Origin of the sequence: Sphingomonas sp. UNC305MFCol5.2 (genome assembly GCF_000712135.1) — a bacterium.
Taxonomy (GTDB): Bacteria; Pseudomonadota; Alphaproteobacteria; order Sphingomonadales; family Sphingomonadaceae; genus Sphingomonas.
Window position 1 is genome coordinate 1 of sequence record NZ_JOOE01000005.1, and the last position, 15,746, is coordinate 15,746.

General features: G+C 63.9%; 14 protein-coding genes and 1 tRNA gene. 12 read left to right on the forward strand and 3 right to left on the reverse strand.

The features are described 5' to 3' along the window. A partial coding sequence (locus BR78_RS0119290; RefSeq protein ID WP_029937415.1) for a beta strand repeat-containing protein occupies window positions 1-2,586 on the reverse strand: 2,586 nt, incomplete at its 3' end. A 216-nt stretch (window positions 2,587-2,802) separates the two neighbouring features. Between BR78_RS0119290 and uvrA the strand changes: the two genes are divergently transcribed. The 12 genes from uvrA to BR78_RS0119345 all read left to right on the forward strand — a co-directional run bounded on the left by uvrA (window position 2,803) and on the right by BR78_RS0119345 (window position 14,124). Further along, window positions 2,803-5,727 carry an excinuclease ABC subunit UvrA gene (gene uvrA / locus BR78_RS0119295; protein WP_029937416.1) on the forward strand — a complete coding sequence of 975 codons (2,925 nt, stop codon included), beginning with the start codon at window positions 2,803-2,805 and terminating at the stop codon, window positions 5,725-5,727. A 66-nt stretch (window positions 5,728-5,793) separates the two neighbouring features. Then, a complete protein-coding gene (locus tag BR78_RS21870) occupies window positions 5,794-7,638 on the forward strand; it encodes an RNA-directed DNA polymerase (protein WP_156022409.1) in 1,845 nt (614 codons plus the stop codon). A 195-nt stretch (window positions 7,639-7,833) separates the two neighbouring features. Next, complete coding sequence (gene relB, locus BR78_RS0119300) at window positions 7,834-8,010, forward strand: type II toxin-antitoxin system RelB family antitoxin (protein ID WP_025560975.1); 177 nt, start codon at window positions 7,834-7,836, stop codon at window positions 8,008-8,010. Beyond that, window positions 8,007-8,282 carry a type II toxin-antitoxin system RelE/ParE family toxin gene (locus BR78_RS0119305; protein ID WP_025560974.1) on the forward strand — a complete coding sequence of 92 codons (276 nt, stop codon included), beginning with the start codon at window positions 8,007-8,009 and terminating at the stop codon, window positions 8,280-8,282. The genes relB and BR78_RS0119305 overlap by 4 nt, the downstream gene beginning before the upstream one ends. 448 nt (window positions 8,283-8,730) lie before the next feature. Beyond that, window positions 8,731-9,864: a hypothetical protein gene (locus tag BR78_RS0119310; RefSeq protein WP_025560973.1), complete on the forward strand. Its 1,134-nt coding sequence runs from the start codon at window positions 8,731-8,733 to the stop codon at window positions 9,862-9,864. A gap of 97 nt (window positions 9,865-9,961) precedes the next feature. Next, window positions 9,962-10,375, forward strand: coding sequence for a DUF3597 domain-containing protein (locus BR78_RS0119315; RefSeq protein ID WP_025560972.1), 414 nt, complete (start codon window positions 9,962-9,964; stop codon window positions 10,373-10,375). Between the two features lie 483 nt (window positions 10,376-10,858). Then, the gene (locus tag BR78_RS21875) at window positions 10,859-11,011 is read left to right on the forward strand and encodes a hypothetical protein (protein ID WP_156022410.1); all 153 of its coding nucleotides are present in this window, start codon (window positions 10,859-10,861) and stop codon (window positions 11,009-11,011) included. Between the two features lie 370 nt (window positions 11,012-11,381). Next, window positions 11,382-11,594, forward strand: coding sequence for a cold-shock protein (locus BR78_RS0119325; protein WP_029728753.1), 213 nt, complete (start codon window positions 11,382-11,384; stop codon window positions 11,592-11,594). 72 nt (window positions 11,595-11,666) lie between these two features. Further along, window positions 11,667-11,879: a hypothetical protein gene (locus BR78_RS0119330; protein WP_029728754.1), complete on the forward strand. Its 213-nt coding sequence runs from the start codon at window positions 11,667-11,669 to the stop codon at window positions 11,877-11,879. A 130-nt stretch (window positions 11,880-12,009) separates the two neighbouring features. Then, window positions 12,010-12,171 (forward strand): hypothetical protein, encoded by a 162-nt coding sequence (locus BR78_RS21880; protein WP_156022411.1) that lies wholly within the window; start codon window positions 12,010-12,012, stop codon window positions 12,169-12,171. A gap of 57 nt (window positions 12,172-12,228) precedes the next feature. Further along, window positions 12,229-13,995 carry a single-stranded-DNA-specific exonuclease RecJ gene (gene recJ, locus BR78_RS0119340; protein WP_029937417.1) on the forward strand — a complete coding sequence of 589 codons (1,767 nt, stop codon included), beginning with the start codon at window positions 12,229-12,231 and terminating at the stop codon, window positions 13,993-13,995. A gap of 54 nt (window positions 13,996-14,049) precedes the next feature. Continuing rightward, window positions 14,050-14,124, forward strand: a tRNA-Glu gene (locus BR78_RS0119345). A gap of 205 nt (window positions 14,125-14,329) precedes the next feature. Here the strand turns inward: BR78_RS0119345 and BR78_RS0119350 are convergent. Both BR78_RS0119350 and BR78_RS0119355 read right to left on the reverse strand, forming a co-directional pair. Further along, window positions 14,330-14,737 carry a hypothetical protein gene (locus BR78_RS0119350; protein ID WP_029937418.1) on the reverse strand — a complete coding sequence of 136 codons (408 nt, stop codon included), beginning with the start codon at window positions 14,735-14,737 and terminating at the stop codon, window positions 14,330-14,332. Window positions 14,738-14,787: 50 nt separating this feature from the next. After that, window positions 14,788-15,741 carry a C2 family cysteine protease gene (locus BR78_RS0119355; protein WP_029937419.1) on the reverse strand — a complete coding sequence of 318 codons (954 nt, stop codon included), beginning with the start codon at window positions 15,739-15,741 and terminating at the stop codon, window positions 14,788-14,790. Window positions 15,742-15,746: the final 5 nt, after the last annotated feature.

Sequence of the window (15,746 nt, forward strand, 5' to 3'; positions counted from 1 at the left end):
CAAGTCGGCGCCCGCGCCACCGGCGAGCAGGTCATTGCCGCCGCCGCCGTACAGCGCGTTGGTCCCGCCATTGCCGACCAGATAGTCGCCCCAGGCCGAGCCCTGGACGTTCTCGATCCCGAAGAACCGGTCGCCCTCGGCGTCGTTCCAGAAGCCCTCGCCGGTCGCCAGGTCGACCCAGACCGCGCCATAGTTGGCCGAATAGTCGACCGTGTCGATCCCGCCGCCGCCGGCCAGCGTGTCCGCCCCGCCGCCGCCGGTCAGCCGGTTGTTCGCACCGTCACCCTGCAGCACGTCGTTGAAGCTGGTGCCGACGACGTTCTCGATGCCCGAATAGCTGTCGCCCTCGGCATAGTTCCACGCGCCGACGCCCGCCTCCAGATTGACGACCACCGCACCGAAATCGCCCGCATAGTCCGCCGTGTCCACGTCCGCGCCGCCCGAGAGCACATCCGCCCCCGCCCCGCCGTGGAGCAGGTTGGTGCCCGCGTCGCCGGTCAGGATGTCGTTGAAGCTGGTCCCGACGAGATTCTCGATGCCGATCAGACTGTCGCCCTCGGCGTAGTTCCACGCGCCGACGCCGGCCGCGAGACTGACCATGACCGCGCCGAAATTGCCGCTGTAATCGGCGGTGTCGATCCCCGCGCCGCCGTTGAGCACGTCCGAACCCGCGCCGCCGTGGAGGATGTCCGCGCCATCTGCGCCGCTGATCGAATCATTGCCGGCGCCACCATCGAGAAGGTTGGCGTTCGCATCCCCTGAAAGCCAGTCGTCGAAGTCGGTACCGGTGACATTCTCGATACCCGTCAGGCTGTCGCCTTCGGCGTAATTCCAATAGCCCGCGCCCGCCGCGAGATCGACGATGATGCTGCCGAAATTGCCGGAATAGTCGGCCGTGTCGTTACCCGCGCCGCCCCTGAGGAAGTCCATGCCGGCACCGCCGCTCAGGACATCGTTGCCATTGCCGCCGTCGAGCCAGTCGTTGTCAGCCCCGCCGTCGAGCATGTCGTCGCCGATGCCGCCGCTGAGGCGGTCGGTGCCAGCGGTTCCGACAACAAAGTCATTTCCGCCCGCAGCATCGATTTCGCTCCCGCCCGCAGCACCGGTGAAGCCGAGCACCAGCCGATCATCCGCATCGCTTAGCAACAACAGAGGAATAGCCTCTATTCCGCTGATGCTGCCCCCGGCGATCGTGACAGGTCCCACGGTGAAGTCGGCGGATATTCCCTGTGTCAGCCGCGCAGCGAAATGCAGCGTGTCCAGCCCGGCGCCGCCGTCGATCGTGTCACCCGCGCTCGCCCAGATCGTGTCTGCTCCGGCGCCAGCGAAGATCCGATCGGTCTCGTTGTCATCGACCTGATTGTTGCCGCCGAAGATCGTGTCGTCGCCGTCACCACCGCTCAAGTCGTCCTTGCCGCGATTGCCGATCAGCGTGTCGTTGCCGTCGCCGCCTTCGATGCGGTCATCGCCATCCCCGCCCGAGACTCCGTCGTTGCCACCGCCGCCAAACAGCTGATCATGGCCACTGTCACCGCTGATCTCATCAGCCGCGGCCCCCCCATAAACAATATCGTCGCCAGAGCCCCCCGACACCAGGGCGCCATCGTCGCGCACGTAAATGGTATCGTTGCCGTTCTCTCCCATCAGACGATCCGTCGACGGGTAAACCGCGGCATTGTATCCGGTGCCGCCGATAATCACGTCGTCACCGTCCCCGCCGTAGATCGAATCGGTGCCGGCGCTTTCCGTCAGGTGATCGTTGCCGCCCCAACCACTGATGGATATCCCCACCACTCCGGGTGCGATCGGACCGGCAACGATGATGTCGTCAAAGGCGGTCAGGCTGATCCCTGCGACGATTTCTACATTCGTTATCAATCCGCCGCCGATCTGAATCGAGCCGTTATTCGCCAGTTGACGCAAATCGGCCGACACGCCCGCGGAACCATTGTAGAAATCTAGGTAGATCGTGTCGCTGCCGACGCCGCCATCCGCGCTGTCACCATATCCGACGGTCAGCTGGTCATTGCCCGCGCCTCCGGAAAGCGTGTCGATGTCGCTGTCGACGCCATAGCTCTCCTCCCCATAACCGCTCAGCAGATCATCGCCATCGCCGCCTTCGAGTATGTCGCTGCCGTGGCCGCCCCTGAGAGTGTCGTTGCCTCCGTCTCCATATAGCTGGTCATCGCCCCCGTGGCCCCATATTTGATCGTTGCCCTCACCACCGCTGAGCTGATCGGCCCCACCACTCGCGGAACCGAGGCTTGTATCGCCCTCGATTTCGTCCGCTCCGCCTCCCCCCGAAATGATGTCGTTGCCTAGCCCCCCACGCAGCTTGTCCATGCCATCGCCGCCGGCGATGATGTCATTGCCTTCGAGGCCGGAAATCTCGTCATTGCCATCGCCGCCATCGAGGTCGTCGTCGCCGAGGCCGCCGACTATGTAGTCGTTTCCGCCGTCACCCTTCACCGTGTCCGCGCCGCCATAGGCGAAGATGACGTCATCGCCCTCGCCGCCGGAGATCGTATCGTCGCCTTCGGTGCCCTGGATATAATCGTTGGCCGACGTGCCCGTTATAACTGCCATTTCCGCCCCCACTCGAAAGCCCCATCTCTATCCTCCATTATCTAAAACGCCAGCTTCAAATGGATGATAAACCTGCGCCTTTCGGCAGGTGAGGCGCTCCGGCGGCCGGACGCGGTCCGGGTTGCGCAGCGCGGTGCCGCTTCCCATTTCGCGTTTTCGTAGCGTTGGCCGCGGCCCCGCTTGCGGATCGAGAACAAATCTGGAACAATTTACCGCATGCTGACTCACATTTCCGTCCGCGGCGCGCGCGAGCACAACCTCAAGGGCGTCGACATCGACATCCCCCGCGACACGCTGACGGTCATCACCGGCCTGTCCGGCTCCGGCAAGTCGAGCCTCGCCTTCGACACCATCTATGCCGAGGGGCAGCGCCGCTATGTCGAGTCGCTCTCGGCTTATGCGCGCCAGTTCCTCGAGCTGATGCAGAAGCCCGATGTCGATCATATCGAGGGTCTCAGCCCGGCCATCTCGATCGAGCAGAAGACCACCAGCCGCAATCCGCGCTCGACCGTCGCGACGGTCACCGAGATCTATGATTATATGCGCCTGCTCTGGGCGCGCGTCGGCATCCCCTATTCGCCCGAGACCGGCCTGCCCATCGCCGCGCAGACGGTGTCGCAGATGGTCGACCGCGTGCTGGCGCTCCCCGAGGGCACCCGCCTGCTCCTCCTCGCCCCCGTCGTCCGCGGCCGCAAGGGCGAGTACCGGAAAGAGCTCGCCGAGTGGCAGAAGGCCGGCTTCCAGCGCGTCCGTATCGACGGCGAGACCTACCTGATCGAGGACGCCCCCGCGCTCGACAAGAAGTACAAGCACGACATCGAGGTGGTGGTCGACCGCCTCGTGGTCGGCGGCGAAATCGCCACGCGCCTGGCGGAGAGCTTCGAACAGGCACTCAAGCTCGCCGAGGGCCTCGCCTATGTCGACCTCGTCGACGGCGTCGTCCCCGGCCGCGAGAAAGAGGCCGCCGATGCGGGCGCGATGAAGGGCGCCGGCATCCCGCCCAATCGCATCGTCTTCTCCGAGAAGTTCGCCTGCCCCGTCTCGGGCTTCACCATCGCCGAGATCGAGCCCCGCCTCTTTTCGTTCAACGCCCCCCAGGGCGCCTGCCCGGCGTGCGACGGCCTCGGCGAGAAGCTGGTGTTCGACGAGGACCTCGTCGTCCCCAATCACGATCTCACGATCAAGAAGGGCGCGATCGTCCCCTGGGCCAAGTCCAACCCGCCCAGCCCCTATTACATGCAGGTCCTGGGCAGCCTCGCCCGCGAGTTCGGCTTCAGCCTCGACACGAAGTGGTCCGATCTGCCCGAGGAGCACCGCTACGCGATCCTCCACGGCACCCGCGGCAAGCCCGTCACCCTCACCTTCGTCGACGGCCGCAAGTCCTACGACGTGCGGAAACCGTTCGAAGGCGTGATCGGCAACCTCAACCGCCGCATGCTCCAGACCGAGTCCGCCTGGATGCGCGAGGAGCTCAGCAAGTACCAGGCCTCGCACCCCTGCGAAGTCTGCCACGGCGCCCGCCTCAAGCCCGAGGCGCTCGCGGTCAAGGTCGCTATGCGCGACATCTCCAGCGTCACCCGCCTCTCGGTGGTCGACGCGCTCGCCTTCTTCGCCACCCTCCCCGACCAGCTCACCCCGCAGAGCAAGGAGATCGCCCGCGCGATCCTCAAGGAGATCGACGAGCGCCTCGGCTTCCTCAACAATGTCGGCCTCGACTATCTCAACCTCGATCGCACCAGCGGCACCCTCTCGGGCGGCGAATCCCAGCGCATCCGCCTAGCGTCGCAGATCGGCTCGGGCCTCTCGGGCGTGCTCTACGTCCTCGACGAGCCGAGCATCGGCCTCCACCAGCGCGACAACGACATGCTGCTCGCGACCCTGAAGAGGCTCCGCGACCTCGGCAACACCGTCCTCGTCGTCGAGCATGACGAGGACGCGATCCGCACCGCCGATTACGTCATCGACATGGGCCCCGGCGCCGGCGTCCATGGCGGCGAGGTCGTCGCGCACGGCAGCCTCGAAGACGTGCTCGCCAACGAGAACAGCATCACCGCCGACTATCTCACCGGCCGCCGCGAGGTCCCCCTTCCGCCCAAGCGCCGCAAGGGCTCGGGCAAGAAGCTCACCGTCCACAACGCCACCGCGAACAACCTGACCGGCGTCACCGCGAGCATCCCGCTCGGCACCTTCACGTGCATCACCGGCGTCTCGGGATCGGGCAAGTCGAGCTTCACGATCGACACGCTCTACGCCGCCGCCGCGCGCCAGCTGAACGGCGCCCGCATCCTCGCCGGCAAGCACGACAAGATCACCGGGCTCGAGCATCTCGACAAGGTGATCGACATCGATCAGTCCCCGATCGGCCGCACCCCGCGCAGCAACCCCGCCACCTATACCGGCGCCTTCACCCAGATCCGCGACTGGTTCGCCGGCCTGCCCGAGGCGCAGGCGCGCGGCTACAAGCCCGGCCGCTTCAGCTTCAACGTCAAGGGTGGCCGCTGCGAGGCGTGCACCGGCGACGGCCTGCTCAAGATCGAGATGCACTTCCTCCCCGACGTCTACGTCACCTGTGACGTCTGCCACGGCCAGCGCTACAACCGGGAAACCCTGGAAGTGAAGTTCAAGGGCAAGAGCATCGCCGACGTGCTCGACATGACCGTCGAGGACGCGCACGAATTCTTCAAGGCCGTCCCCCCGATCCGCGACAAGATGGCGATGCTCGCCGAAGTCGGCCTCGGCTACGTCAAGGTCGGCCAGCAGGCGACCACCCTCAGCGGCGGCGAGGCGCAGCGCGTCAAGCTCGCCAAGGAACTCGCCCGCCGCGCCACCGGCCAGACGCTCTACATCCTCGACGAGCCCACCACCGGCCTCCATTTCGAGGACGTCCGCAAGCTCCTCGAAGTCCTCCACGCCTTGGTCGAGCAGGGCAACACCGTGGTGGTGATCGAGCACAATCTCGACGTCATCAAGACCGCCGACTGGATCCTCGACCTGGGGCCGGAAGGCGGCGTCAAGGGCGGCGAAGTGGTCGCCGAGGGCACCCCCGAGCAAGTGGCGAAGGAGCCGCGGAGCTTTACGGGGAAGTATCTCGCGCCGTTGCTGGAGCGGGGGAAGGTTCGGGAGAGCGTGGCGGCGGAGTAAGTCCTCCAAACCAAGCATTTCACTGCCTGTTGCCATCAGAGCTAATTCCGTAGTTTAACTGCCTGGATGACAGCTCCTCCGACGTCAAACTTTGCCGGGCTTCACACACCTCGGCTGGAGGCGCGTCAAAAGGCTTTAAAAGCCGTATTTTCCGCCGACAGAATGCTCATCGCTTGGAAGGATTACGTTCGCTCAGGCCTTCGCGACCAAGAAATACTCGACCTATTCGACTACAATGATTTCCACTGGGCACGCGATGAACGGTTCGCGGATCTGCAAACCGCTATTTTGAACGGTCGTTACAAACCGGCAAACTCCATTCCGACGAAACTTGAAAAATCACTCGGCGTTTGCAGGACTGTTGTAACACCTAGCCCTGAAGATGCTGTCGTTCTACAGTGCATTGTAGAAAGCATCATACCTAAGGCCGCCTTAAAACAGCCGTCCAAGAATGCCTTCTTCAGCAGAAGTCATCAGAATCTAAGCGGGACATTTACGTTTGGAAAAGATTACATCTGGTTCAAACAATGGCGGAAATTTTCTCGCCTAAGATTTCAGGTGGCCAGCGCTCATGACTGGGTCGTAACTACTGACATTGCTACGTACTTCGATAACATTCATTATTCTCATTTGAGAAATATAATATCCACATTCGATGGAATGGAAGAAGTTATTCTAGATGTTCTATTCGATGTATTAGATAGCATATGTTGGCGACCGGACTACCTTCCCTCAAGTCGTATCGGCCTTCCACAAGTTCAATTTGATGCTCCCCGCCTTCTTGCGCATATTTATCTATTCGAGATAGATGCATTTTTAAAAGAGCGCACCAACGATAACTTTGTACGCTGGGTGGATGACATTACCTTTGCTGTAGAGAGCCTCGAGGTCGGAAAAACCTGCCTGCGAGACCTCGATATACTTTTGCAGATGCGTGGGATCCGGTTGAACTCAGGAAAAACAAAGATACTTTCAGCTCCTCAGGCTCGGCGGTTCTTTTATCAAAGAGAGAACGAATACCTAGATCGAATAAAGGCACAAATTGACAAAAATTTAAAAGGAAAAAAATCAACTTTAGCTATAGAAACTAAGCTTAAGACTTCCTTCGATAAATTTATCGTAAGAGAAAAATACGGTCACCACGACAAGATAATTAAGAGATACATTGGATTTTTTCAACAAATTAAATCAGAGTACGCTATTGAATATTGCTTCCAGCATTTTGCCAGCGATCCCGGCTTGCGAGATAGTGTTTATCGTTACGCTGGAGCCTTATCGCCTAGCCAAAAGATGCTTACCGCTATCGGGAACTATTTGTTTGGAGGGAACGCGCTTGATGACGCGTCAATGTGTCAAATCGCGAAGCTCTTGACGGACTGGGAAATTGCCCCGGTTACCCCTCTTTTCCGATCCATGAAGAAACTCACGGAGAGAATGGCACACAAGGACTATATCAACCGCGATACCTTTAGATTCCTGGCTGCACTTTGGATGATAAGCAAATACTCCACTCAAAAACGCCTAAGAGAGTTCATTATTGAATTTGGTGATGTGTGGCGCCACTCGGAATTTTTATCCAGGCAAGTAGCCGCATCGAGCGGGAAATTTAGAAGCAGGCAGTCAATATCTTGGCTACAAGGTGAGCTGGAACGTCACAGTTTTAGATCAGCTCTTTCTGTCTTAAATGCACTGCGTGATCTTAGGTCTTGCACTAATAATATACCTTCCGATGTCAGGCTATATATATTGAACGGACGCAATATGACTACGTATTCTTTGCAGAGATTCTTGGTTGCAATTTCAGTTATGTCTGCTCCAAACCTCTTGCCGGCAACGAAGAACGGAATGCGCACGCAGTTGCTGAAGTACCTAAGAGATCCCCATTACATTAGAGTCTTAAACGCACTTTGAAAGCGATGCGTTTTCCTCGGGTCACGGTGACAGTTTACTAAATCACCTCTATCCGCCTTCTACCGCCCACACCGCCGCCACACCCCTGCATCTCCCACCAAGCACATATACTTCGTCCACACCGCCTCCCCCGGCGCACGCATCTGCAGCGCCGCCGACCTTCCTTCCCCACCCCTATCGCGCTATATTCCCCGCATGACCAAGCTCTCGCCCATCGAGTCCGAATTCGCGACCAGCGAAGACGCCGAGGCGCATGACGCCTGGTTCCGCGCCAAGGTCGAGAAGGCGATGGCATCCAGGGAGCCCGGCATCCCGCATGAAGAAGTCATGGCCGAGATGCGGGCGATCATCGAGCGCCACCAGGCCAAGTGAAGCTCGCGGTCATCTGGCGCCCGGAGGCGCGTCAGGATCTGCGTGACATCATCGACTACATCGCAGAACGCCGGCCAGCCGCCGCGCTGCGCCTCGGCGATGCCATACAGCACACTGCCGATCGCCTGCCCGACCATCCGCACCTCCACCGCCCCGGCCGTGTTCCCGGCACGCGCGAGGCCATCGTCCACCCCAACTACATCCTCGTCTATCGTGTGACCGACGCGATCGAGGTGCTCAGCGTTCTTCACGCACGACAGCAATATCCCTGACTCTTCTCTCCGCGCCTCCGCGTGAACCGATTTTCTTCGTCACCCCGGACTTGTTCCCGGGGGTCCACTGCGCCGCCACGGAAGGATAAGCGCCTCCAGCTTCTCGCCTGGCCGCCCGGTGGATCCCGGCCCAAGGCCGGGATGACAGGTGAGTGGCGTAGCGCTCTCACCGGGCACTGCCACCCTCCGCGCCTCCGCGCCTCCGCGCGAACCAATCTTCTTCTTCGTCACCCCGGACTTGTTCCGGGGTCCACCGTGCCGCCAACGAAGGACAAGCGGCTCGAGCTTCTCGCCCCGCCACCCAGTGGATCCCGGCCCAGGGCCGGGATGACGATAGAGGCGCGAAAGTCACACCCCGCGAGAAAAAGAACAAACAGCGAACAAAACGCTTTCCTACAAACCCCCTCCCGGCATATCTGGCGAGTCCTCACGCATACAGGAGGACGCAATGAACGCCGAGACCCAGTTCCTTTGCCCCGACCCCGCCGAACCCGCCGCGACCTATAGCTTCGGCCCGGCCGAGGCCCGCTATGACGGCTGGACCCCCGACAAGCAGACCATGTTCCTGCGCACCATCTCCGAAGGGCACAGCATCACTTATGCCTGCCGCGTCGTCGGCATGTCGACGCAATCGGCCTATGCGCTGCGCCGCGCGGCGCGCGGGGCGGGGTTCGCGCTCGGCTGGCAGGGGGCATTGATCCTCGGGCGCGAGCGGCTCGCCGACGAAATGCTCGATCGCGTGCTGAACGGCGTGGTCGAAACCATCACCCATCCCGACGGCAGGATCACCGAGCGCCACCGCCACGACAACCGGCTCGGCGCGGCGATGCTCGCCCGGATGGACCGCGTGGCCGATGCCACGCGCGCCGATCCGAGCCATGCCGCCGCGCGGCTGGTCGCCGCCGACTTCGCTCAATATCTCGATCTGATCGGGCGCGACGGCGGCCCGGCCCGCGCCGGCCTGTTCCTCGGCGTGCGCGCCGAAGCCGCCACCGAGGACGATCTCGCCCCGATCCGCGCGCTCGCCCGCGCCGACAAATGGCTGCGCACCCACACCGATCTCGCCGAGCCGGTCGACACCAGCGATCTCGATCCCGCCGCCCGCGCGAGCTGGACCGGCGAGCAATGGGTCCGCGCCGAAGCGGCGGGGCTGGTCCAGTTCGCCACGCCCGCGCCGCCCGCCCCGGAAGACTCGCGCGATGGCAATGGTCAACTTCGTCAACCGGCTGCGCTCGATCCCGATCCGAACGAGCCGGTCTGGTGGGACGATGTCGAGGAGGGATGGCGCACGCACTTTCCTCCGCCCGAGGATTTCTTCGGCGAGGAGGACGGCGAATATGGGGATGACGGCTATTCGCGCACGCTGAGCGAGGAGGAAGAGGCCGCCTGGGACGCCGAGCACCGCACCTATGTCGCCGCGCGCGAGATCGTCGAGAGCCGCGCGCGCGACCGCTTCTTCGGCTTCCTGCCCGACGACGCGCCGGAGGGTGATGCGTATCCCGGCGACGGCGATGATGCGGCAAGCCTCGATTCCGCCGCTCTGCCCGACGCCGCGGCGCCGCCTCCCGACGATGGGCAATGAATGGGGGCAATGAATATCGCGCGCGCCGCGAACACCCACGCCCTTTCGTGCGTTGCCGCACGGGTGCGCGCGTGCGCCCGATTTTCAGGAGTCTCCCATGAGCATCTTCGGCAAGATCAAGGACGCGATCTTCGGCAAGGCCGCCGCCGCGCCCCAGCCTGCGCCCGCCCAGCCCGCTCCCGCCCAGCAGCCTTCCGCGATGCCGCAGATGCAGCAGCCCGCGCCTGCCCAGCCCGCCGCGCCTGCGGGCCCGGTCGATGTCGAGATGGCATTGATGGCCTTCGAGACCGAGCGCGGTTCCGCCGATCTCAACTGGCGCACCTCGATCGTCGACCTGATGAAGCTGGTCGGCCTCGATTCGAGCCTCGACAACCGCAAGGAGCTCGCCACCGAGCTCGGCTATACCGGCGCCAAGGACGGATCGGCGGAAATGAACATCTGGCTCCACAAGGCCGTGATGCAGGAGCTCGCCAAGAACGGCGGGACGGTCCCGGCCAGCCTCAAGGACTGACCCTTTCTTCTCCCTCTCTCCGCTTGCGGGGAGAGGGGGAGTCTCCGCGCTGCGGGATGAAGAAGAAGAAAGAAGAAGATCGTGGTTCGCGCGGAGGCGCGGAGGCGCGGAGGAAAGAAAAGGATGAGGCTCTCGCCGCGCAGCGGCAGTTCCCGTCACGCCACCGCTTTTCCTGCCGCTGCCGGAGCCTCGAACCGTGCCGCGCGGACCACATCCTCCGCGCCTCCGCGTCTCCGCGTGAACCCCTGATCTCTTCCTTTATTGGGCACCCCGCTTGTTATCCACGCGTCCGCCTCCTACATTACCCTCAGACGCCCGCCGCATTGCGGCTATTTCTCCCGGGAATCCGGGGAACTCCGGCGCCTTTCGTCCTTTATCCGCGTGCGGACTCCGGCGTGACCCTCGGGTCTCCCGCATCTTCCGCACATCCGGCCGGCGCCAGCGCCGCGCAGGGCGATCCGAACAACTCCAACTGGATACAGAATGAACTTTTTCACCAATATCGAAGACACCCAGATTACCCGAGGCGCCAAGAAGGCCTTCGACGCATTCATCCCCGCACATCGCCGCCTCTTCCCGATCGAGCCGTGCCCGCGCGAAATCGCCCGCGCCGCCGTTCGCGAAGTGCTCGGCTGAGCGAAGCCACCGGGGCGCGGCAGTTGCCGTGCCCTGACCGGGCTTTCCCTTTTGCCGCGCAGGATCTGCGCTGGCCCGTTTCGTCCGGAATATTCGAGTCCGCGCAGATTTCTCCAAGACGATTTCCCGCACGCGTAAATTCCGAAACGGTTCGGCGCGAAAAGGGCAAAGTTGAGCGCGAGAATTCCCGCAAATCCCCGCCGCGGCGGGCCTGGATTTGTAATTTCGGGCCGGAGCGCGCATATAGCGGCGGCTACAGTCGCAATCAGACGGTCACTTGGCGCTTTGCGGCTCCTTTTTTCCTTCTCCTCGCCTCCGCAGCACGAGGTCCGCCCGTACGGGGCGCGCCGATCATAGAAGGAACTATTCCATGACCCAGCAGGGCACCGTCAAATTCTTCAACGCCGACAAGGGCTATGGCTTCATCGCCAGCGACAATGGCGGCCCGGACGCGTTCGTCCACATCACCGCCGTCGAGCGCGCAGGCCTGCGCACGCTCAACCAGAACCAGCGCGTGACCTACGATCTCGAGCCCGACAAGAAGGGCAAGATGGCCGCGGTCAACCTCCAGGCGGGCGAATAAGGAACGCCGCGGCGCCCCGCCCGTTCGGGCCCGGGGCGCCGCGCTTCCCTTTCCTCGTTTCCGGAGCATTCGATGGCCGATCTCGTAAACACCTATCGCGCCCAGGCCGAAAAGGCACAGGCCGACGCCGACAGCGCGACGCTCGAAAATGTCCGCGAGCGCAACCTGCGCGCCGCCCAGGCCTGGACCCAGATGGCCGAGCGCCAGGAGCGCACCGAGCGCGGCCGCGCCGTCCGCGAAGGCGCCGCCCAGGCCCGCGCCGCGATCGCCCTGGGCGTGGAGTAGGGGTCTCTCTGGACTCGGCAAGGCCCGGCTCCCGTGCTAGGGTGCGACTCACCATCGGCAAGCTGTTCGTAAGCGCCGATGGCTGAGAGACAGGACTGTGCTCCCGCTTACCAGCACCCAGGAGCTTGCCATGGACCTCGACTATCTGAGTCGCCGACACGCAGACGCCATTGCCCGTGCCGCCGCCGCGGCGTCCACCCCGGCCCGCCTCGCGCACCAGAGCATGGCGCGCAGCTACGCCGATCGCATCGCCGCCGAAAAGCGCGCCGCACCGCTGGCGGCGCCCGAATAGGTCTGCCTGGGGGACCCGCCTCTCGACAAGCAGCACCGCGACGACCAGAACGGCCGTATGTCACCCGTTCTCAACATCCACCGCTCGATCCTCGGCCAGCCCTGGCGATGGCGTGGACTGGCGGCGGACGCGCGTGATCCCTCCTTTGCGCCCGACGATCTGGTGACCCAGTTGCTGCTCACGCGCGGCTGCCCGCGCGAAGCGATCGACGACCATCGCGCGCCCAGCATCCGGGCCTTCATGCCCGATCCGTCGATCTTCCGGGACATGGACAAGGCGGCCGAGCGGCTCGCCGACGCGGTCGAAGCGCGCGAGCAGGTCGCGATCTTCGGCGACTATGACGTCGACGGTGCCACGTCGGCGGCACTGCTCGTCCTGTTGCTGCGCGATCTCGGGCTCGAGGCGCGGCCCTATATCCCCGACCGCTTGATGGAAGGCTATGGCCCCTCGGGCGAGGCGCTGGTGCGGCTGCACAATGAGGGCGCGCGGTTGATCGTCACGGTCGATTGCGGCGCACAGGCCTTCGAGGCTTTGGCAATGGCGCACGATGCGGGCGCGGACGTGATCGTCTGCGATCATCATAAATGCGCCGCCGAACTCCCCGTCGCTTATGCCGTGATCAATCCGAACCGGCTCGACGAGACGGAGGGGGCGGCGCACGGGCATCTTGCGGCGGTGGGAGTAGCGTTCGTCCTCGGCGCCGCGCTGATCCGCAGCCTGCGCGCACGAAGCTATTTCAAGGAGCGCCCGGAGCCCCGCCTGCTGGACCTGCTCGACCTCGTCGCGCTGGGGACCGTCGCCGATGTCGCGGCGCTGAGGGGCTTGAACCGCGCGTTCGTCGCACAGGGGCTGAAGGTGATGGCGCAGCGCCGCAACGTCGGCCTGAACGCATTGATCGAGGCGTCACGCCTCACGCGCACGCCTACGTGCACCGATCTCGGCTTCGCACTCGGGCCGCGAATCAATGCCGGCGGCCGCGTCGGGCGCTCGGACCTGGGCGTCCGCCTGTTGACCACGCGCGATCCCGACGAAGCACGCGCCATCGCCGAGGAACTCAACATCCTCAACGAGGAACGCCGCGCAATCGAAGCGCAGGTCCAGACCACGGCCGAAGACCTCTGCCTGGCGAAGGGCAATCGCGCAGTGGTGGTCGTCGCGAGCCGCGGCTGGCACCCCGGCGTGATCGGCATCGTCGCTGGCCGGCTAAAGGAGAAGCTCGGCCGCCCGGCAATCGTCATCGCGCTGGGCGAGGACGGCATCGGCAAGGGATCGGGGCGCTCGATCCCGGGAGTCGATCTCGGCGCGGCGGTGCTTGCCGCCAAGGACTCGGGCCTGCTTCACGCTGGTGGTGGCCATGCGATGGCGTGCGGAGTCACCATCGACGAGGAACGGATCGAGGCCCTGGCCCAATTCCTCGAGGAGCGGCTGTCGGAGCGAGTCGCTGCGGCGATGGGCGAGCGCGCCTTGCTGCTCGATGCCGTGCTGTCCCCCGGTGGGGTCAATCCGGAGCTGGTGAACGCAATGGAGGCCGGTGGCCCCTATGGCATGGGCTGGCCCTCCCCGCGCGTCGTCGCGGGGCCGATCACGGTGCTCAAGGCGGACGTCGTCGGCGCGGGCGGGCACGTCCGCGTCATCGTCGCGGGCGATGACGGCCGCAGCCTCAAGGCGGTCGCCTTTCGCCAGGCCGAGACCGAGCTGGGCGCAGCCCTGCTCTCCGCCCCTCGTCACCGCAAGCTCTGGCTCGCCGGACGGGCCAAGATCGACGACTGGGGCAGCCGGCCCGCGGCCGAACTTCACATCGAAGATGCGGCCTGGGTCGATTGAGGAGCTTGACCCGCGCCGCATCCTTGCCTAACCGGCCGTTCCACGCTCCGGCATGGCCCCTTCGTCTAGCGGTTAGGACGCGGCCCTTTCACGGCTGAAGCACGGGTTCGATTCCCGTAGGGGTCACCATGTTTCCAGTGCGTTAGCTGGATCCGATACGCACGTATCAGATACCTATCCAATATCGTTGCCGACGCCGCGCCCTTGAGATGATCGTCGTCGCTCTGCGTTTTCCGCTTCCGGCACTGCTACGATTCGGATCCGGGCTTTCAATATTGCCACGAAATGCCGGTGTCAGCCGCCACCACCCGACGGTGGCGCGTTCGACCTCCGATCAACTATCCTTAAACCGGACCGCGAAATAGGCGACCGTTCCACCCGTTGGCGATGCCACCATCGCGACCAGCACACCACGCCCGTCGCGGCCGCGCCACGCCTGGGCTAGCTTCTTGCCGGGATCGGCGCCGGGCAATGCCACGGAATTGACGCCGCGCTGGCGTGCCAGATTGTCGATGCGTTTGGCGATCGCGCTCCAGGGCAGGTCCTTCCCCACCGTGAACAGGCGCTCGCTCTCGATCGTGACTCCGTCCTTCGAGACGTCCCGCACAAGCGCGTGCAGCGCCTGCCGTTCCGCTGCCCCCGCGCCAGCCTGCGCGCCCGCCGGCGCGGGCAGCGACGCAACGTCGAACCCGGAGGCGAGGCCCAGAAAGGCGAGTAGACTCAAGAGCAGCGCTTTCAGCAACGGTTTCCTCGAAGTCCAGCCTGCCCGCATTGCGCGGGCGGCTCAACCCTTTAGCGCGGCGCAGGCCCCGCGGTGAAGGCCTCGGCGCCGCCAGTATCCGCGAGCGTACGCAAGGGCACTTCCATCGTCGGAGACGCGGTGTCGCGCCCCTCGCCTACGTTCATGTTGGTGCTCCACGGATTGCGCACCGATACCATCCACTCGCCATCGGCATTCTTGTGGATGCCCTCGACAGTGTAGACGTGGTTGTCGACCAGCCCATCCTGCGTGCCTTCGTTGCCGCGGATCTTGTCCCACAGGCTGCGGTTCTCGGGGACGGTCCACAACGTTACCGGACGGCCGTTGGAGAGCGCGGCATCGACTTGCCCCGCCATCCGATCGAGCGCCGAATTCTCGCTTTCGAAGAAACCCTCCGAATAGCGGATCTCGTCGCCTCGATCACCGGTGATCGCCTGCATCGCATCCTGCGGCCAGCCGCCATTGGCGATGGCGTTATAGCCCTCGGTCAGGCCGTCCGCCGGGTTGCTGTCATGAATCTTCGCATAGGCGGTCTCGGCAACCGCCGGCCAGATCGGACCATCAAGCCCGCTATTGTCGGCGGTCGAGCCGCCCTGCCGCGCGAGATTGTCCTCCAGCTCGGCCTGAGTGACCTGCACCGACTGGGGATTGCCGTCATTGTCGTGCAGCCTGACCGTGAAATTGCCGGTTCCGGCATCGAAGCTGATCATGTTGCGGATCGCATCGGGCTGCTGCCGCGCCACCGCACCCAGCGTCGCGACGAAATAGCAGTCGCCGAGCGCGTCCTGGCGAATGTCCGCGGCCTGCGGGCCTTTGGCGCCGTAGAGATCGGTGGCATCGAAGCGGACCTCCGCGGCCTTGCCCACCGCACCGCCCGCGTCGATCGATATCCGCATTCCCGATATCGAGACCGAACTGCCCCCGAGGAGCGAATCCAGATTGATGTGGTTTGCTACGCCTGCTGCGGCGCCCGCGGCCTCGAGCATGCCGA

Bases quoted from the DNA above. Each gene is read 5' to 3' on its own strand.
- BR78_RS0119325 (WP_029728753.1), top strand. From the start codon at position 11,382: ATGACCCAGCAGGGCACCGTCAAATTCTTCAACGCCGACAAGGGCTAT.
- BR78_RS21880 (WP_156022411.1), top strand. From the start codon at position 12,010: ATGGACCTCGACTATCTGAGTCGCCGACACGCAGACGCCATTGCCCGT.
- BR78_RS21870 (WP_156022409.1), top strand. From the start codon at position 5,794: ATGACAGCTCCTCCGACGTCAAACTTTGCCGGGCTTCACACACCTCGG.
- BR78_RS0119315 (WP_025560972.1), top strand. From the start codon at position 9,962: ATGAGCATCTTCGGCAAGATCAAGGACGCGATCTTCGGCAAGGCCGCC.
- BR78_RS21875 (WP_156022410.1), top strand. From the start codon at position 10,859: ATGAACTTTTTCACCAATATCGAAGACACCCAGATTACCCGAGGCGCC.
- recJ (WP_029937417.1), top strand. From the start codon at position 12,229: ATGTCACCCGTTCTCAACATCCACCGCTCGATCCTCGGCCAGCCCTGG.
- uvrA (WP_029937416.1), top strand. From the start codon at position 2,803: ATGCTGACTCACATTTCCGTCCGCGGCGCGCGCGAGCACAACCTCAAG.
- relB (WP_025560975.1), top strand. From the start codon at position 7,834: ATGACCAAGCTCTCGCCCATCGAGTCCGAATTCGCGACCAGCGAAGAC.
- BR78_RS0119330 (WP_029728754.1), top strand. From the start codon at position 11,667: ATGGCCGATCTCGTAAACACCTATCGCGCCCAGGCCGAAAAGGCACAG.
- BR78_RS0119310 (WP_025560973.1), top strand. From the start codon at position 8,731: ATGAACGCCGAGACCCAGTTCCTTTGCCCCGACCCCGCCGAACCCGCC.
- BR78_RS0119355 (WP_029937419.1), bottom strand. From the start codon at position 15,741: ATGCTCGAGGCCGCGGGCGCCGCAGCAGGCGTAGCAAACCACATCAAT.